General features: G+C 73.5%; 10 protein-coding genes. All 10 read right to left on the bottom strand.

Going from position 1 to position 17184, the window contains the following annotated elements; translation table 11 throughout:
* Positions 1 to 27 precede the first annotated feature (27 nt).
* Genes B5D80_RS11415 through B5D80_RS11370 form a run of 10 tightly spaced genes read right to left on the bottom strand, consistent with a single transcriptional unit; the run spans position 28 to position 16814 of the window.
* The gene (locus B5D80_RS11415; protein ID WP_088643810.1) at positions 28 to 2373 is read right to left on the bottom strand and encodes an SDR family NAD(P)-dependent oxidoreductase; all 2346 of its coding nucleotides are present in this window, start codon (positions 2371 to 2373) and stop codon (positions 28 to 30) included.
* Complete coding sequence (locus tag B5D80_RS11410) at positions 2370 to 3728, bottom strand: cytochrome P450 (protein ID WP_088643809.1); 1359 nt, start codon at positions 3726 to 3728, stop codon at positions 2370 to 2372. Before B5D80_RS11410 ends, B5D80_RS11415 begins: the two co-directional genes overlap by 4 nt.
* 25 nt (positions 3729 to 3753) lie before the next feature.
* On the bottom strand, positions 3754 to 4737 hold the full coding sequence (locus tag B5D80_RS11405) for a hotdog family protein (RefSeq protein WP_088643808.1): 984 nt from the start codon (positions 4735 to 4737) through the stop codon (positions 3754 to 3756).
* A gap of 23 nt (positions 4738 to 4760) precedes the next feature.
* A complete protein-coding gene (locus tag B5D80_RS11400; protein WP_088643807.1) occupies positions 4761 to 5519 on the bottom strand; it encodes an SDR family NAD(P)-dependent oxidoreductase in 759 nt (252 codons plus the stop codon).
* Entirely contained in the window at positions 5516 to 6421 is a 906-nt protein-coding gene (locus tag B5D80_RS11395; protein WP_088643806.1) for a diacylglycerol/lipid kinase family protein, read from the bottom strand. The genes B5D80_RS11400 and B5D80_RS11395 overlap by 4 nt, the downstream gene beginning before the upstream one ends.
* Entirely contained in the window at positions 6418 to 7836 is a 1419-nt protein-coding gene (locus B5D80_RS11390) for an MFS transporter (RefSeq protein ID WP_088643805.1), read from the bottom strand. The genes B5D80_RS11395 and B5D80_RS11390 overlap by 4 nt, the downstream gene beginning before the upstream one ends.
* Entirely contained in the window at positions 7833 to 9281 is a 1449-nt protein-coding gene (locus tag B5D80_RS11385; protein ID WP_088643804.1) for a cytochrome P450, read from the bottom strand. Before B5D80_RS11385 ends, B5D80_RS11390 begins: the two co-directional genes overlap by 4 nt.
* Positions 9278 to 12040: a KR domain-containing protein gene (locus tag B5D80_RS11380; protein WP_088643803.1), complete on the bottom strand. Its 2763-nt coding sequence runs from the start codon at positions 12038 to 12040 to the stop codon at positions 9278 to 9280. The genes B5D80_RS11385 and B5D80_RS11380 overlap by 4 nt, the downstream gene beginning before the upstream one ends.
* A complete protein-coding gene (locus B5D80_RS11375) occupies positions 12037 to 15081 on the bottom strand; it encodes an SDR family oxidoreductase (protein ID WP_088643802.1) in 3045 nt (1014 codons plus the stop codon). The genes B5D80_RS11380 and B5D80_RS11375 overlap by 4 nt, the downstream gene beginning before the upstream one ends.
* Positions 15078 to 16814, bottom strand: a complete 1737-nt coding sequence (locus B5D80_RS11370; RefSeq protein WP_088643801.1) for an acyltransferase domain-containing protein — start codon at positions 16812 to 16814, stop codon at positions 15078 to 15080. Before B5D80_RS11370 ends, B5D80_RS11375 begins: the two co-directional genes overlap by 4 nt.
* Between the last annotated feature and the right edge of the window lie 370 nt (positions 16815 to 17184).

The following is a 17184-nucleotide window of genomic DNA, read 5'->3' as shown; positions in this document are numbered from 1 at the left end:
GCCACGGCCGGCAGCCGGCCCGGCCGCTCACCCCCGGACCCAACGGGGCCGGCGCAGGGACAGCAGGGTGGTGCCACGCCGGTCGACGACCCGGGCCAGGCCGTCACCCAGCTCCGCCCGGCTCGCCTCACCCGTGGCGTGCAGCGACAGCGCGTCGGCCGTCCACACCTCGTCGGGTGTTCCCGGGGCCACCGCGACCAGCGCTTCCAGGTGGGCCAGCGGCAGGACGGGTCGTGGTGGCTCGGTCGACACGAACAGGTCCACCGGCCGGACCGGCTCCACCTCGGCGGACCAACCCGCGTCCGTCCGTCGCCACGGCCCGACCCCGGTCAGGTACGGCAGCCACGCGTAGCGGCGCGGCAGGAGGGTCGGCCCGGCGGCGGTCACGTCGACCGGGCCGGGCGGCGTCGGGTCCGGTGACGCCGGGGTGGCCGCGTCCACCGGGCCGAAGCCGAACTCGCCCCGGGCCACCACCTGCCCGTCCTGCTCCAACTCGACGCAGACCCGCCAGTCGGCCGGTCCGCCGACGGGGCCGCCGCCCCGGGCCCGGCGGACCAGTCCGGTCGACCGCAGCGCGCCCGGTCGTACCCAGATCCGGTCGGCGGTCGTCGGGGACACCAGCGGACCCATCGGCGGGGTCAGCCACCGGGCACCGTCGAGCAGGTATTCGAGCAGCACCGAGACGGGGACCGCAGCGGCACCGTCGAACCGGGTGTCGGCGAGGAGCTGGGCCCACCCGCCGTCGATCCGGTGCCGGGTGGTGAGCAACCGGTGCGGCGTGAACTCGACCACGTCACCCAGCAGGAACCGCCGGGTCAGCAGGGGCACCCGGTCGGCCCAGTCGGAGGGCACCGTGATACCGGCCAGTTGCTGCGGGGTCATCTCGCCGATCTCGGCCACGAAACCGACCTCGCCGCAGCCGCCGTGCGTCAGCTCGGCGGCCCAGGCCCGGACCCCCGCGGCGACCGGGATCGGCCGCATGTAGCGGCTGGCCGCCTCCAGGTTGGTGATCAGCCCGAGACCGTCCCAGGTCGGCCAGGACAACGACTTGACGACCGGGTCGCCACGGTGGTGACCCACCCACATCACCAGCCGGGCCAACCCCTCGTTCGCCGCCGCGTAGTCGACCTGCCCGACCATGCCGCCGTAGCGACCGGTGAGGGAACCCACCGCACAGAGCACCTTCAACGGCCGCCCCGCCAACGCCCCGACCAGGTTCCGGAACCCGTCGACCTTCACCGCGATCACGTCCACCACGTCGTCGGGCGTCTTCCTCGACAGCCGGGTGGGCTGGTCGATCCCGGCGTTGTGGACGACCACGCTCAACCCCGGCCCGGCCGTGGCGACCAGCGCCGCGACCTCCTCGGCGCGGGTGACGTCGCAGACGGCGTACTCGATCCGTGCGCCGACCCCGGCGGCCCGGCGCAGGTTGTGCCGGATCTCCCGGGCCTGCCGCATCAGTTCCACCTCCCGGCGCACCGCCGGCAGCGACCGGCCGCCCCGCTCCAGGTACGCGGTGCGCCCGAGGGCGGCGAACCCGTCGTCGTCGGCGGTCAACCAGCAACTGTCGTCGGCGGGTAGCGGCCGACGGCCGGACACCACCACCCGGCAACCCGTCCGGCGTGCCATGTCGAGGGCGATCTCGAAGCCGATCCCCCGGGCACCACCGGTCATCAGCAGCACGTCGTCGACGCCGAGGTCGACCGGCGGGCCGTCGACCGGCTCCGCCCGGGGCAGGACGGCCCGTCGCGTACCGGCGCGGACGCCGACCTCCTGCAACTCCCCGGCGAGCAGTTCGGCCAGGACCGCCGGCCCCGGGTCGACGTCCGGGCCGAGGTCGACCACCCGGCTCCGGCACGCCGGCAGTTCGCGGGGCAGGGTCTTGCAGAGCCCGGACCAGATGCCGGTCAGCGGGTTGGTGAACCGTCGGTCCGCCTCGTGCGGCGCGGTCAGCCCGAGGGTTCCGCCCAGCGCGGTGACCGCGACGAACTGCCGCCGACCGACCTGCGTTTCGGCGGCCCACCGGTCGTAGACCCGGTGCAGTGCCGTCACGGTCCGCCGCACCGGCTCCCGCCAGTCGGCCTCCGGATCCCCGCACAGGGTCAGGTCGACCAGCACGTCCACGTCCGGGTCGGGCTCGTCGGCGGTACGGCCACCGCAGGCCCGCACGGTACGCCCCACCTGCTCCCGCAGCGCCGGGGTGCCGTTGAACACGTGCACGAGACGGCCGGCGAGGGCGGCCGGACCGGGCACCGGCAGCGGCGCGACGGCGACCAGGCCGAGCGTCTGCCGGACGAAGCCGGGCACCGGCCCGGCGACGGCCGGGTCACCCCCGGCGGCGGCCCCGACCGGGGAGAGGACGACCTCGGTCATGCGGCCGCCCCGACCCGCGGCTTCGGGGTCACCAGCAACCGGCCCTGCGGGCGCAGCGAGATGACCGAGTGGCCGTACCTGACGAAGTCGCCCGGCACCGTCTGGAGCTGGAACCGCTGGCTCACCAGCGCCACGATCACCTTCAGTTCGAGCAACGCCATCAGGTTGCCCACGCACATCCGGGGCCCGCCACCGAACGGGAGGTAGGACAGTCGGGGCAGCCGCCGTGCCGCGTCGCCCGCGAAACGCGCCGGATCGAACGCATCCGGGTTGTCCCAGATGCGGGGGTTACGGTGCGACACCAGTGGCGAGATCAGGATCGACGAGCCGGCCGGGACGTGCCGCCCCGCCAGCTCGTCGTCGGCGACCACACCCCGGGGGAAGGTCCAGATCGGCGGATAGAGGCGCAGTGCCTCCTGGATCACCTGCCCGGTGTACGTCAACCGCTCGGTGTCCGCCAGGGTGGGCGCCCGACCGGCCAGCACCTGGTCGACCTCCGCCGTCAACTCCTCGGCCGCCCAGCGGTGACCGCTGAGCGCGTAGAGGGCCCAGCAGGCGGCGGCTGCCGTCGTCTCGTGGCCCGCCAGGTAGACGGTGAGCAGCTCGTCCCGGATCTCCCGGTCGGTCCAGGCACGCCCGTCCACCGGGTCGCGGGCCGTCTCCATCAACTCGACGAGCTGCCCCTGCCCGGTCCGGTGGTGGTTGGACCGGATGTCGTCGACGAGCCGGTCGAAGAACCGCCGGGTGGCCCGGATCTGCCGGTTACGGGCGTTCGGGATCCACTCCGGTAGCTGCTCCGAGAGCAGGCCGTGGGTGAACATCAGCTCGATCCCGGCGTCCACGGTGCGTTTCATCTCGGCCACCGCCGCCCCCGGGTCGTATCCGAACAGGGACCGGCTCAGCGTCACCAGGGTCAGTTGGAGCATCTCGCCGATCAGGTCGACCGGCTCCCCCCGGGCCGCGGCGACCTCCCACCGGTCCAGCATCTGGTGGGTCGACTCGATGACGTTCGGCAGGATCGCACCGATCGCCCGGTTGAGGAAGAGCGGCTGTACGGCGCGGCGGTGGCTGCGCCAGGCCGGCCCGTCGGTGGTCAGCAGACCGGTGCCCATGACCAGCTTGAACTGGTCGTACAGCTTGCCGCGGTCGTAGTTGTGGTGGTTGCCGACCAGCACGCGGTGCACCGCGTCCGGCTCGGTGACCAGGTGCACCAGGTACGGCCCGAGCTTCATCCGGACCACCTCGCCGTGGTCGCGCTGCAACCGGAGCAGGAACTCGGCGGGCGTACGCCGCCAGTCGAAGAGGCTGCCGACGAGCGGCCTACCGGTCGGTCCCGGTGCGATGGTCCCGTTCATGCTCGCTCCCACGTCTGCTCGTCGTTCACAACGGCACCACGCCGACCCGACCGCTGAGCCTGCTGCGGCCGACGTCGCCGATCACGGGCCAATCCACCTGCCGGCCGGCAACCGTGTCGAAGCCGCCGACACCGACGCCGACGACGTCCTTGATCTGCACCAGCACCCGGCCGGTGCCGTCCACCGCCAACGCCCGGGTGCCGCCCTCGGCACCGAGCAGCGCCGCCGCCCTCGGGGTGGCGAACAGCTCGACCGCACCGGCCCCGCCCAGCACCACGTCACCGCCGCCGACGTGCAGGTCGATGCGGCGGATCCGGGTCGGTGCGAAGATCGGCACGTACCGGTCGTCGACCAGTTCCGTCCCGATCAGCCGGAGCAGGCCGTCCAGGAGCAGCACCGGCACCGTGAACCGGTCGAAGACCGACCCCGCACCCGCCGGGGCCGTGTACCGCGCCCGCGCGCCCAACGGGTGCAGGCGCAACCCGGTCGTGCTGACGAACGCCCCGTCGACCCGCACCGGCGAGCCCGGCGTCAGGTACGGATCCGGCACCGGCAGCTCGTCGGCCGTGTGCCAGGCCGGCCAGGTGGGCGCGGCCGGGCGGCGCGCGTCGACCAGCACGGTGACGGAGAAGTGCCGACGGTCGCGTACCAGGACCTGCCCCGAGGGGGCGACGACGTCCATGGTCACGACGACGTCGACCACGGACCGCCCGGCCGCCCCGGAACGCAGGGTCGCGCGCACCCGCAGCGGAGCCCGGTCGCTGCCACCGCCGAGCCGCAGGAAACGGTCGAGGACGAGATCACGGAAGCCGGTGACGACGCCCTGCGGGACCAGCCGGCGGGCCGCCTGGGCGGCGATCTCGGTGACGAACACGCCGGGCATCGTCGGCACACCGTCGACGAGATGCTGGTGCAGGTAGTGGTCCCGCCCGTCCAGCTTCCGCTCGGCGACCAGGGTGCCACCCTCCAGGCGTACCGTGCGGTCGAGGTAGAAGGCGTCGGTCTCCATCGGGTCTGCACCTCCTTGTCGCGTCACGTCTCGATGGTCGGGGTGGCCCTGCGGTGCAGGCCCGGCAGCGCGCGCCGGGACGCCGCCAGCAGCCACCACGGCCGGGGCACGTACCGCTCGGCGGTACGCCGCCGGACGACCTGGCCGATCGCGGTGGCGACCGTACGGTCGGTGGAGACCAGGAGGCGGCCGGACCGGCTCGCCCGCCGGGTGGGATAGGTGAACCCCTCGGTGGCGACGAACCCCGGCAGGACGAGCGCCACGTGCACGCCGTGCGGCCGTTCCTCGGCGTGCAGGGCCTCGCTCCAGCCGCACAGGGCGAACTTCGCCGCCGAGTACGCCCCGGAGCCGGCCAGCCCGATCCGGCCGGCCACACTCGCCACGTTCACGACGGTGCCGGTGCTGGCCCGCAGCAGGGGCAGCACCGACTCGGTCAGCCGGACGTGGGCCGCGAAGTTGAGTTCCAGCGAACGCCTGACGTTCTCCCAACCGGTGGCCGCGAACGTGCCGCCGAAGTGGGCACCGGCGTTGTTCACCAGGATGTCGAGCCGGCGCGGCCCCGCGTCGAGCCGGTCGAGGATCTGCCGGGGCGCGTCGGGGGAGGTGAGGTCCGCGCCGATCACGTCGGCGCTGGGCAGCTCGGCGGCCAGCGCACGCAGCCGGTCCGTCCGCCGGGCCAGCAGGACGAGCCGCAGGTCCGGCCACCGCCCGAGTTCGCGGGCGATCGCCGCGCCGATGCCGCTGGACGCCCCCGTGACCAGGGCGACCCGCTGTCCGGTCATCCGTGTTCCCCCACCTTGGGCACCGACAGCGCACCCGCCACGCAGGTCACCGTGAAGGGCGGGGGGCCCAGCGCCTCACCGTCGGCGAAGGTGACCAGACCGGCGTCCCGCATCTCGATCCGACGGACCCCGAAGCGTCGGGTGGAGGTGTCGGTGGCTGACCGGACGCCGTTGAACAGGCGCAGGGTGGTGCCGAGGGTGGCGGGGACGCTGTTCGGTCCCTGGGTGGTCACGTCCAGCAACCCGTCGTCGATCTCGGCGTCGGGACAGACGTAGAGCTTGCCGCCGAACCGCCGGGTGTTGCCCACGGCGAACAGCACCGCCGGGAGGGTCGCCGGCACCCCGTCGAGGGTCACCGTGTAGACCCGGCCGCGGAAGCGGGGCAGTTCGAGCACGGCCGCGAGGTCGTACCGCCGCATTCCGCGCGGCCACCGCAGCCGCCCGCCGCGCTGACTGACCGAGGCGGCGTAGCCGGCGGCCAGCACTGTCGCGTACCAGGTCCGCGTCCCGTCCGGGTAGTCGACGCGGGCCACGTCCATCGACCGGAGGTTGCCGGCGGCGAAGGCGCGGGCGACCGCGTGGGCGGCGTCCACCGGGTCCGCCGGCAACCCGAGCGAGTCGGCGAGGTCGTTGCAGGTGCCGGTCGGTACCACCGCGACGGGTACGCCCCGGCCGGCGGTCACCTGGAGCACGTTGTGCAGGGAGCCGTCGCCGCCCACCACGACCAGACCCTCGACGCCCTGGTCGATCGCCTCCGCGACGGCCCGGCGGGCCTGCCCGGCGTCGGTCGCGGTCAGCAGCCGGGTGGGCAGTTCCGCCGCGAGCGCGTCGAGGACGGCGGGGATCCGACCCGCCTGACGACCGCTGCCGGCGGCGCTGTTGACCAGGACTGCCACGGTCATGACGGTGCCCCCGATTCGACGGTGGTGGGTGCCGGCCGGTCGGTGGCCGGCAGGCGGCGGGGCAGCGACAGGGCGGCGACGGCCCCGAGAGCCACCACCGCGGCGCCGAGCCAGACGGCGGGCCGGACCGCGTCGACGAACGCCCTGGCATCGGTGAGGGGGCCGGCGAGCCGGGTCACCACGGTGGTCAGCACGGCGACGCCGAGCGCGAAGCCCACCTCGCGGACCGTCGCGTTCGCACCGGACGCCTTGCCCCGGTCGCGCCGGTCCACCGAGGCCAGCACGGCCTCGGTCATCGGGGCGAAGATCAGGCCCATGCCGATCCCGCCGAGCAGCAGGGCCGGCACGATCCGCCCGTAGGGCACCGCGGTGTCCATGATGGCGGCGCTCCAGCCCAGTGCCACGGCTTCGAGCAGCAGGCCGGCGGCCATCAGCCGGCCCGCTCCCACCCGGGCGGTGACCAGGCCGGCGAGGACCGCGACAAGCATCGGCATGGCGGTCCACGGCAGGGTACGCACGCCGGCGGCCAGCGGCGAGTAGCCCAGGACCAGTTGCAGGTACTGCATCAGCCAGTACAGCGCCCCGAAGACGCCGAAGAACATCAGCAACGCCACCAGGTTGCTCAGCACGAAGGACCGGGTGCGGTAGAAGTACAGGGGCAGCAGCGGCTCCGCCACCCGTCGTTCCCAGCCGACGAAGAGTGCCACCAGCAGGGCGGCCATCCCGAATCGGGTGACCGCGTCGACGCTGCCCCAGCCCTGCGAACCGGCCTCCACGATGCCCCACACCAGCGACATCACGGCGGTCGAGGCGAGCAGGACGCCGGGCAGGTCGATACTCCGGTTCTCCCCCGCGCTCTCCGGCAGGATCAGCCGGATGACCGGCACGAGCACCAGCCCGACGGGAACGGACACCCAGAAGATGCCCTCCCAGCCGAGCGACTCGGTGACGGCCCCGCCGATCAGCGGGCCGAGGGCCACCCCCAACCCGTTGACCGCGCTCCAGAGGCCGATGGCCATCGCCCGCCGCGCGTCGGACACCCCGTTGGCCAGCAGGGTCAGCGAGAGCGGGAAGACGATCGCCGCGCCGATCCCCTGCACCACCCGGCCGGTGACCAGGAGGCCGAGGGTGCCGGAGAGCGCGCAGACCGCCGAGCCCACGGCAAAGATCACGATTCCGGTGGTGAAGATCCGCCGCCGGCCGAAGCGGTCGCCCACGGCGGCACCGGTGAGCAGCAGCCCGGCGAAGGACAGCGAGTAGGCGTGGATGATCCACTGCAACCGGTCGGGCCCGCTGTCCAGTTCCCTGGCCAGCACCGGCAGCGCGTTCGTGACCACCAGGTTGTTCAGCGACACCATGAACATCGGTACCGCCGTGGCCAGGATCAACAGGGTCGTGCCGCGACGCTGGCTCATCGACCGTCCCGTCGGGTCAGGCCGAGGGTGAGGCCACCGTCGGGGAACTTCGGCGGGAAGATCGTGATGAAGCCCTCCGGGCTGACGTTCTCGGTGCCGTACGGCAGCCACAGCCGGTAGCGCTGGCAGACCATGGCGACCGCGGTCGCCAGCACCGGCACCGCGAGCGGCTTGCCGATGCACTGTCGGCGGCCACCGCCGAACGGCAGGTACGCGAACTTCGGCCGGTCCTTCGCGGACGGGTCCCGGAACCGGCTCGGGTCGAACGAGTTCGGCGCGTCCCAGTACGCCGGGTTCCGGTGGGTGGCGTACACGCTGACCATCACCGTCGAGGTCGCCGGGATCTCGTGGCCGGCCAGTTCGTCGGGCTCGACGGCGTCGCGCGGGAACTGCCAGACCGACGGGTAGAGCCGCAGCGTCTCGTCGACGACCGACTGGACGACCGGCAGGGCCGCGAGGTCGTCGAAGGTGGGCGTACGTCCCGCGAGCACCTCGTCGACCTCCCGCTCGACCTCGCGGCGCACGGACGGGTGCCTGGCGAGTTCGTAGAGGGCCCAGGCCAGCGACAGACCTGTGGTTTCCGAGCCGGCGAGGAACATCGTGCGCAGGTTGTCCGGCAGCGCGCTCTCCGGCAGGTCGGATTTCATGATCAGGCCGGCGGCGTCGTCACCGAACTCGCCGGTGGCCTGCCGCTCGGCCTTGACCGACGCGATGACCTGGTCGAAGAAGCGCCGGGCCCACCGCTTGCGTCGCTGGTACGCCGTCGGCAACCAGCGGGGCAGCACGTACTCCTCGACGCTGCTCACGTTCTTGAAGATCGATTCGAGGCCGGCGGCGACCGCCCTGGTGAAGGTGCGTTCCCGGCTCGCCAGGCTCCTGCCGATCAGCGCCTTGCCCATGATCCGCGCGCTGAGCGACATGGCGGGCCGGACCAGGTCGAAGGAGCGCTGCCGGTCGGCCTCGACGTCCCAGCTGTCGAAGAGGTCGGTGACGGCCGCCACGGTCTCCTCGACCGACTCCCGCACCTTCTGCGGGGTGAACGCCGGCTGGACGACCCGGCGGTGCGCCCGCCACTCGTCGTCGTCGAGGGTGAGCAGGCCCTTGCCCATGAACTGGTGGAACGGCTCGTAGAGCCGGCCACGGCGGTAGTTGCCGGGGTTGCCGACCAGCACCCGCTCGATCGCCTCCGGCTCGGTGATCTGGATGAACGGTCGCGGCCAGAGCCGCACCCGGACCACGCCACCGTGGTCGCGCTGCAACCGCAGGGAGAAGTCCAGTGGGGCCCGCCCCATGTCCATCGTGATGCCCACGCCGGGCAGGCCCTTCGGGCCCTCCGGCCGGCGCGGCCCCGGCACGTCCGCCGACGCCACCGCGCCGGTGACCGGGCAGCGGGCCGGGACGGCACCTGTCGGTGGGAGGGCCGGATCCTGATTGGTCATCGTCATCGTGCGCTCCCCGGGAGGTCGCCGGTCGCGGTGCCGGACCGGTGTCGGATGAAATCGTCGCGGCTCAGGTAGGCGCCTGTCTCCTCATCGACGTAACCGAGGATCGTCCCGGTGGTGCCGGCCATCTCCAGGATGCTGCGGCCGGTTTCGTCCACCGCCACGCCGAGGTTGTCGCCGAGCGGGTCTTCCAGGTCGATCCGGCCGGGGGTGAAGTACAGCTCGACCGCGCGGCCGAGCAGGGCCCGGTCGTTGGCCGGCCCGAAGACCTCGATCCGCCGGATGGTGCGCGGGATCGCCACCGGTATCCACCGCCCGTCGACGAGGTCCAGCACCGCGATCCGGGCCAGCCCGTCGAGCAGCACGGAGGGGACCAGCAGGTCGGGAAACCACCTGGTGATCTGCGGCCCGTCCAGCGCCAGCCGGGCCCGCCGGCCGCGCGGGTGCACGCCGGTGGCGGTGGTGGAGACGAAGACCCCGGTCAGCAGCACCCCCGACCCCGGTGCGTGGTACGGGTCCCGCACCGGCCTGGTGTCCGCGTCCGCCCAGGGTTCGTGCCGGGGCGCGGTCCGGTACGAGTCCCGCAGCCGTACCGTGGCGCTGAAGTGCAACCGGTCGCGGACCAGGACCTGCCCGGCCGGGCCGTACACGTCACCCAGCACCCGGACGGCCACCACCGACTCGAACCGGTCCTCGCTGACCAGCCGGGCCTCGATCCGCTTGGGCTGCGGCCCACGGTCGGGATAGACCCGCAGGAACGACTCCAGCCGGACGTCCTCGACGACCGCCGGGACCCGGTCCGGCACGAGCGTCCGGGCGGCCTCGGCCGCCAGCTCCGGCACGAACGTCCCGGGCAGCGTCGGGTGGCCGTTGACGACGTGCATCCGCAGGTAACCGTCGCGTTCCAGGTCGAAGGTGCGGGCCACGGTCAGCGTCCGGTCGCCGTCGCGCACCACCCGGTCGACGAACGGCATGGCCGGCGTCCGGGCGCAGAAGTCCAGGTACTGCGGCACCACGGCCCGGATGGCCTGGCGCTCCTTGTCGCCGAACAGCACCGTCGCGGGTGGTGGCTGCGGCTGCCCCAGCTCGCGCAGGAAATGGACGATCCCCTCCCCGGTGGGGGTGGCGGTGAACTGGTCGGACTTGGCGAGGAACGCCCGCATCACCGGGGTCGCGCCGAGGCCGACGTCCCGCCAGAGCGTCCAGCCGATGGTGAACTCGGTCAGGCCCGGCCCGGCGCTCGCCGTCGCGGCGGTGTTCAACATGTCGTTGGCGGAGCCGTAGTCGGTTTCGCCACGCTGGCCGGTGAAGCCGACGAACGACCCGAAGTTGCACCAGCGCCGGGGCAGCCGGTCCGCGAACGCGTCCTTGAGGTTGAGATAGGTGGACACCTTGAGGTCGCGTACCGCACGGAAGTCGTCGAGCGCCTTGGTGGCGACCGCGGCGGCCCGGTTCGTGCCGGCGATGTTGAGCAGCAGGTCCACCCCGGTCAGCTCCGCCGTCGCCGCCCGTACCGCAGCCGGGTCCCGCAGGTCGCAGCAGACGTACCGCACCCGGTCCGCGCCGCAGTGCCGTTCCAGTTCCCGCAGCGTCCGCCGTACCGTGCGGGCCTCCTGGAGCCGCTCGAACCGCCGGTTCGCCTCGGCCACGGGCATCTCGGCGAGCAGCTTCTTGATGTATCCCGCCCGGTCCGCCGCCGCCGTCTCCGGATCGACCTCCAGCAGCGCCGGATCGTGGTCGGTCAGCCTGGTGCTGCCCAGCAGCACCATCCGGGGCCGGAACCGCTCGGCGACCGCGGTCAGCAGCACCGACCCGATGCCCCGGGCACCACCGGCGGCGACCACCAGTGCGTCGGCGGCCAGCGGGACGTCGGTCGGCACGGCGGCCCGGCGGCGGGCGGCCAGGGTCAGCCGCGCCCCGCCGACCAGGTACACCACCGGCAGGAGCTGACGGTACGACAGCTCCGCCGCCGCGTCGGCCACCGCGGACGCGGGTTCCGCGCCCGCCGTGTGCACCGTCGCCACCACCGGCACGCCCGGCAGTTCGAGGGCGAGGCTCTTGACGAAGCCGGTGAACAGCCCGGTGAACGGTGTCGGCCGCCGGTCGGGGGTGACCCCACCGACGATGCTGACCAGGATCGATCCCCCGGAGTCGGGTCGGGCCAGGCGTTCGGCGCAGGCCCGGACGGCCAGGAACATCCACTCGTGCAACCGCAGCAGCCGCCGGGCCGCCGCCGACCACCGCGCCTCGGACAGGGCCGGCTCCCGCAGGTCGACCACGATGCGCAGATGCGCGGGCCGCGCGGCCCGGACCCGTGCGTCGACGTCCGGGCCGGTGCCGTCGTCCGGGCCGGCACCGCCGTCCGGCCCGGCACCGTCGTCCGGGCCGGTGCCGTCGGGCACCGTCAGCACGAGGGTTCCGGGTGGGGCCGGGACGCTGCCCGCCGGGGCGTTGGTGAGCAGCAGGGTGCCCGCCGGGAACGCGTCGATCGACGGTCCCACCCGCTCGGCGGCGTACGGCGCGAGTTCCAGGACGTGCCGGTCCAGCAGCAGGCCCTCGGTGTCCTGCGGGGCGGCCCCGGCCCGATCCGCCTCCCCGGCCTGGGCGGGCGGGGGCGTCGCCGGGCGGGGCGGGTCGGCCGGCGGTGCGGGGGGTGCCGGCGGGCGGGCCGGCCCGCCGACCAGCCGCGTCAGCAGTCGCGGCGCACCCGCCGCGCCGAGGTAGTTGCGGCCCACCGCGTCGGCCACCGGTGTGGTGCTCATCGCAGCCCCCCGGTCGACGTCCGGGCCGCCGGGTCGTCGAGGTCCGCCAGCACCGGCAGGCCGTGCTCGATGGCGAACGACCGGCGGGTCACCGCGAACAGGAACGCGCCCTCGGCGGGCGGAGCCGTCCCGCCCGCCGCCTCGGCGATCAGCTCACGCCAGCCGGCCAGGGTGTTGCCGTTCACGCCGGCCACCAGCGCCAGGTCGAGGTCCCCGAACTCCAGGTAGCGCCGGGCCAGCTCGAACGCCCGGTCGAGGGATTCCTCACCGGCGTCCACCGCGATGTTGAGCCCACGCAGGTCGAAGTAGTTGGACAGCCGGGCCGCCACGACGTTGGGCATCTCGCCGGGGAAGGAGTCCTCCACCGGGGCGGCGATCCGTTCGTGGGTACGCTCGCGGAGCTTCTTGAGCAGCACCCGCATCGCCTCGGGTTCACTGGACAGTTCGGCCCCCCGGCCCAACTCGTCCAGGTAGGCCCGCAGGGCGTAGAGCACCGCGTTGCGGGTCGGGCCGGCGTGACCGACCACCACGCCGGTGCCGCCGGGACGGGCGGTGCTGATCGCCCGCACCACCGGGTCGAGGCGTTGCATGCACTCGACGATCATCAACTGGGTGCGGTCCGTGGCCCGGACCGCCGACGCGGGCATCCGGAGCTTCTGGAAGGGCGGCACCGGATAGTGCTCGCCGAAGGTCTCGGGCAGCGGCTGCTGGTCGCCCGCCCACCCGGCCACCGCCGACTCGTCCGGGCAGCCGGGCAGGTGGGCCGACCAGGCGGTGATCACCAGCGGCTCGGGCCGGTGCTCGCCGTAGCCGAAGGTGCCGGCCAGGTCGGGTCGGTACTCCTGGATGAGGACGTGGGCGTTGGTGCCGCCGAAACCGAACCCCGAGACGGCCGCACCGCGCGGCCGGTCCGTCCGCGCCGGCCAGGGCACCGGCGCGGTGGGCACGGTGAGGTTGGTGCTGGCGAGGTCGAACAGCTCGGGTGCCTCGGTGAAGCGGAACTGGGCCGGTATCGTGCCGCTGCGCAGTGCAGCCAGCACCTCGATCACCGAGACCACCCCGGCGGCCCAGCCGGTGTGGCCCACCAGGGACTTGTTCGACGTCACCTGCACCGGCTGCGTCCCCCGGTAGGCGTTGCGCAGGCTGGCGAACTCCGCGCCGTCGCCGGCCGGGGTGCCGGTGGCGTGGGCGACCACCCAGTCCACCTGGTCCGGCGTCATCCCCGAACGGGCCATCGCCCGCTGCACCGCCAGTTCCTGACCGGACGTGGCCGGTGCGTAGATGGCCTTGCCCCTGCCGTCGGCGGAGAGGCCGACGCCGCTGAGCACGCCGAGGACCCGGTCACCGTCGCGGCGGGCGCGGGAGAGCCGCTTGAGCACCACGACGCCCGCGCCGTCGGAGAAGAGCACCCCGTCGGCGGTACGGTCCAGGGCCCGCACCTCGCCCCGCTGGGACAGCCCGTGCAGTTTGGAGAAGAGCACCGACCCGGACGGGGCGAGCGCGAAGGCCCCGCCGCAGACGGCGATGTCGGCCTCGCCGGCGACCAGTGCGCGGGCACCGAGGTCGAGGGCGTACAGCGAGGACGAGCAGGCGGTGTCGACCATCGTCACCGGGGTGCCGGCCGGCACCAGCCCGGCGACGGCCCGCTCGCCCACCAGGTGCGGCAGTTCGGCCTGCTCGCCGAGGGGCAGGCACCGGTGCAGCAACCCGGACAGTTCCGGGTCGTCGGCCTCGATGCCCTGCTCGACGGCGAACGCGGTGACCTCGCGGCGGATCAGCGCCTCCTGGAGGTGCTGGTTGCCGTCCGGGGTGTAGCCGATGCTGATGCTGAACCGGTCCCCCGCGTCGGTGCGTACCTGCTCCAGCGCCTGGTGGACGCTGTGCCGCAGCCAGAGCACGGTGTGCTCCACGGGCTCCGAACCGGTCGCCAGTTCCGCGGCGAGCGCGGGGTGCGGCCGGAAGTCGGTGATGAACCCCGACCGACGCTGGTACGTCTTGTCCGGTGCGGCGGGGTCGGGGTCGTGGAAACTGTCCACGGCCCACCGGTCCGGCGGCACCTCGACGAAGAGTTCGGCGCCTCGGGCCTGGAGCGCGGTGAGTTCCTCGGGACTCGACGCGCCGGGCACCGCGAGCCCCATCCCGACGAACACCACCGGGTCGTCCTCGGGTGACGGCTCAGGCTGCGACGGCGCGGTGACCTCGATCCGTTCGCGCGGCACGGGCTGACCGGCCGGGGCGGCGGACCACCCGACCGGGTCCGGCGACATCGCCCGGTGCAGCAGGCCGAGCCCGCCGTCCGCGACGACCGTCTGCCCGGTGACCCACCCGGCAGCGGGACTGGCGAGGAAGAGCACCAGCCGGGCGAGGTCCTGTGCGTCGGCGAGCCGGCCCAGCGGCGTCGCCTGCACGGTGTTCTCACTGACCGAGTCGAAGCCGGGGAAGGCCCGGCCGACCGGGTTGTCGATGAGGCCGGTCGAGGCGGCGTTGACCCGGATGCCGCGCGGGCCGAACTCGGCCGCCAGGTAGCGGGTCAACGCCTCCAGGGCGGCCTTGGAGATGCCCACGCCCAGGTAGTTGGCGGGCGCGTACCGGGCGCCGATCGACGAGACGTTGACGATGGCGCCACCCGTCGATCGGCTCAGCAGGGGCAGGGCCGCCCGCGAACACCACAGCGCCCCCTTGACGTTCGTGTCGAACGCCCGGTCGAGGTGCTCGTCGGTCAGCTCGTCGAGCCCGACGAAGGTGCCCGCCGCGGCGTTGTTGACCAGGATGTCCAACCGCCCGTGCGTGTCCCGGATCTCGGCGAACATCCGGTCGACCTGTGGCAGCCGGGCCACCGAGCCCCGGACCACCGCGACGTGGTGGCCGGCCGCGGTGAGTTCCGCGGCCAGCGAGCGTGCCGCCGGGTACGAGTGGAAGCAGTTGATCAGGACGGTTGCCCCGGCCTGGGCGAGGCCGGTGACGATGTGCCGGCCCACACTGCCGGCGCCGCCGGTGACGAGGGCGGTGCGCCCGCTGAGGTCGAAGGCGTCGGGCGTCACCGGACCGCCACCGCCGTGCCGGCCGACCCGCTGACGACGAGGTCGACGACCGAACCGAAGGTGGGATGGTCGCCGATCCGGAACCCGTTCGTCGGCGGGACCACCCCGTACAACTGCGCCACCCGCCCGAACAACTCGGTCTGCTTCACCGAGTCCACCCCGAGGTCCGCCTCCAACTGGGCGTCGTCCTCGAACACCTCCTCCGGATACTCCAACACCCGCGCGTACAACGCCCGCACCGCCGCCACCACCTCCGCCCGGTCCAACGACCCGACCGACCCCACCGGACCGGCGACGGCCGGCTCCGCGACGGCCGGCTCCGCGACGGCTGCCGGCGGGACGATCGGCGTCGCCACCTGCTCCCCCGCCGTCGACGCGTGGCCGACGACGAGGTCGACGACCGAACCGAAGGTGGGATGGTCGCCGATCCGGAACCCGTTCGTCGGCGGGACCACCCCGTACAACTGCGCCACCCGCCCGAACAACTCGGTCTGCTTCACCGAGTCCACCCCGAGGTCCGCCTCCAACTGGGCGTCGTCCTCGAACACCTCCTCCGGATACTCCAACACCCGCGCGTACAACGCCCGCACCGCCGCCACCACCTCCGCCCGGTCCAACGACCCGACCGACCCCACCGGACCGGCGACGATCGGCTCGGCGACGATCGGCTCGGCGTGGGCTGCCGGCGCGACGATCGGCTCGGCCGGTGCCGGCCCTGCCCCGGAGTCGACAGGTGCCGGCGGCGTCACCGGCGGGACGTCGGTCGACGGGGCGAGGAAACCTGCCACCTCGGCGACGGAGGAGGTGGGACCGGCCAGCGGCGCGAGGGTCAGGACGTTGTCGTTGACGGATCGGACCAGGTTGGTGACCGTCCTGCCGGCCCCCATCTCCACCCAGATCCGGCCGCCGGCCCGGTGGACCTGCTCGACGGTGCCGAGCAGGTCGACGGGGTGCACCAGGTGGGCGGCCAGCACGTCACCGACCGGCTCCCCGGACCGGTAGTGGCGACCGAGGATCGGGGAGAAGACGGGGGTGTGCAGGTGCCCCGTGCGGTAGTCGCGGATCCGGCGGGCGAACGCCCGGCGGGCCGGTTGCAGCACCGGGTTGTGGAACGGGTGCGGGCTGACCAGCGGGCTCGCCCGGACGCCGAGCGCCTCGGCGATCGAGCAGACGGTGGTCAGCGCCGGCTGCGGGCCCGACACCGTCGTCTGCCGGTTGCCGTTCACGGCGGCGACCACGACCCCGGCCTCCGGCAGCAGGGCGAGGATCTGTTCGGTGCGGGTACGGTCGCAGGCCAGCGCCACCATCCGCCCGCCGCTACCGTCGTGCTCGGCGAGGGCGAGAATCCGGTGGCACATCACCTCCGTGCCCTCGGTGAGGCTGAACGCGCCGGCGGCGACCAGGGCGGAGATCTCACCCAGGCTGTGCCCGACGAAGAGCTGCCAGGTGGCCCCCCGCTCCCGCAGCGCCTCGTGCAGCACGACGGAGGTCGTGAACGCGGCCAGTTGGAGCGTGTCCGGTGCGGTGGCGAGCAACTGGTCGGCCGTGGGGGCCCGGTCACCGGCACCGAGCAGGCCGCTCGGCCCCCGCCCGAGCATCCGGACGGCCACGTCCTCGACCTCGTCGACGACCGCGCGGGTTCGTTCGCTGGTGACAAGCCCGTCGAGTACGCCCGGCAGGTAGGCCCCCTGCCCGGGAAACACGCCGACGATCATCTCCGCAACTGGTGGCATATGTGCACTCCTGGCGTCGTCGTTGCTGGCGGGTGCGGCCCGGTACGGGCCGGTGGGTCGGAGGGTGGCCGGAACGGCTCAGGCGACGGCCACGGATCGCGCACAGTCCCAGCCCCAACCGGACCCACCCGGGGTGTCTCGGACGACGGTGATCGGCAGCAGTTGGGTCCTTCGCATGTCGGTGACCCCTTCGCGAGTGGATCAGTTAACCAATTGTTCAGCACCACTCTCTCTTGCACACCGCCCGAAGACCGTCAGCAACCTGCTATTGCCTATTGTTGTCACCCCCACCGAAGTGACAGGTTCCTGCCAGTTTTCGGTTGGCGAGAAGTGACCACTTTCCTGATGGGGTAAAGCAGGACACGATGCA

This window comes from Micromonospora wenchangensis (assembly GCF_002210435.1).
Classification (GTDB): domain Bacteria; phylum Actinomycetota; class Actinomycetes; order Mycobacteriales; family Micromonosporaceae; genus Micromonospora; species Micromonospora wenchangensis.
Note: the sequence above shows the minus strand (reverse complement) of the source record. Positions and strands in the feature narration are given on the sequence as shown.

Coding starts and splice junctions, on each gene's coding strand:
- B5D80_RS11400 (WP_088643807.1), bottom strand. CDS start 5,519: ATGACCGGACAGCGGGTCGCCCTGGTCACGGGGGCGTCCAGCGGCATC.
- B5D80_RS11395 (WP_088643806.1), bottom strand. CDS start 6,421: ATGACCGTGGCAGTCCTGGTCAACAGCGCCGCCGGCAGCGGTCGTCAG.
- B5D80_RS11380 (WP_088643803.1), bottom strand. CDS start 12,040: ATGAGCACCACACCGGTGGCCGACGCGGTGGGCCGCAACTACCTCGGC.
- B5D80_RS11385 (WP_088643804.1), bottom strand. CDS start 9,281: ATGACGATGACCAATCAGGATCCGGCCCTCCCACCGACAGGTGCCGTC.
- B5D80_RS11410 (WP_088643809.1), bottom strand. CDS start 3,728: ATGAACGGGACCATCGCACCGGGACCGACCGGTAGGCCGCTCGTCGGC.
- B5D80_RS11370 (WP_088643801.1), bottom strand. CDS start 16,814: ATGCCACCAGTTGCGGAGATGATCGTCGGCGTGTTTCCCGGGCAGGGG.
- B5D80_RS11415 (WP_088643810.1), bottom strand. CDS start 2,373: ATGACCGAGGTCGTCCTCTCCCCGGTCGGGGCCGCCGCCGGGGGTGAC.
- B5D80_RS11405 (WP_088643808.1), bottom strand. CDS start 4,737: ATGGAGACCGACGCCTTCTACCTCGACCGCACGGTACGCCTGGAGGGT.
- B5D80_RS11390 (WP_088643805.1), bottom strand. CDS start 7,836: ATGAGCCAGCGTCGCGGCACGACCCTGTTGATCCTGGCCACGGCGGTA.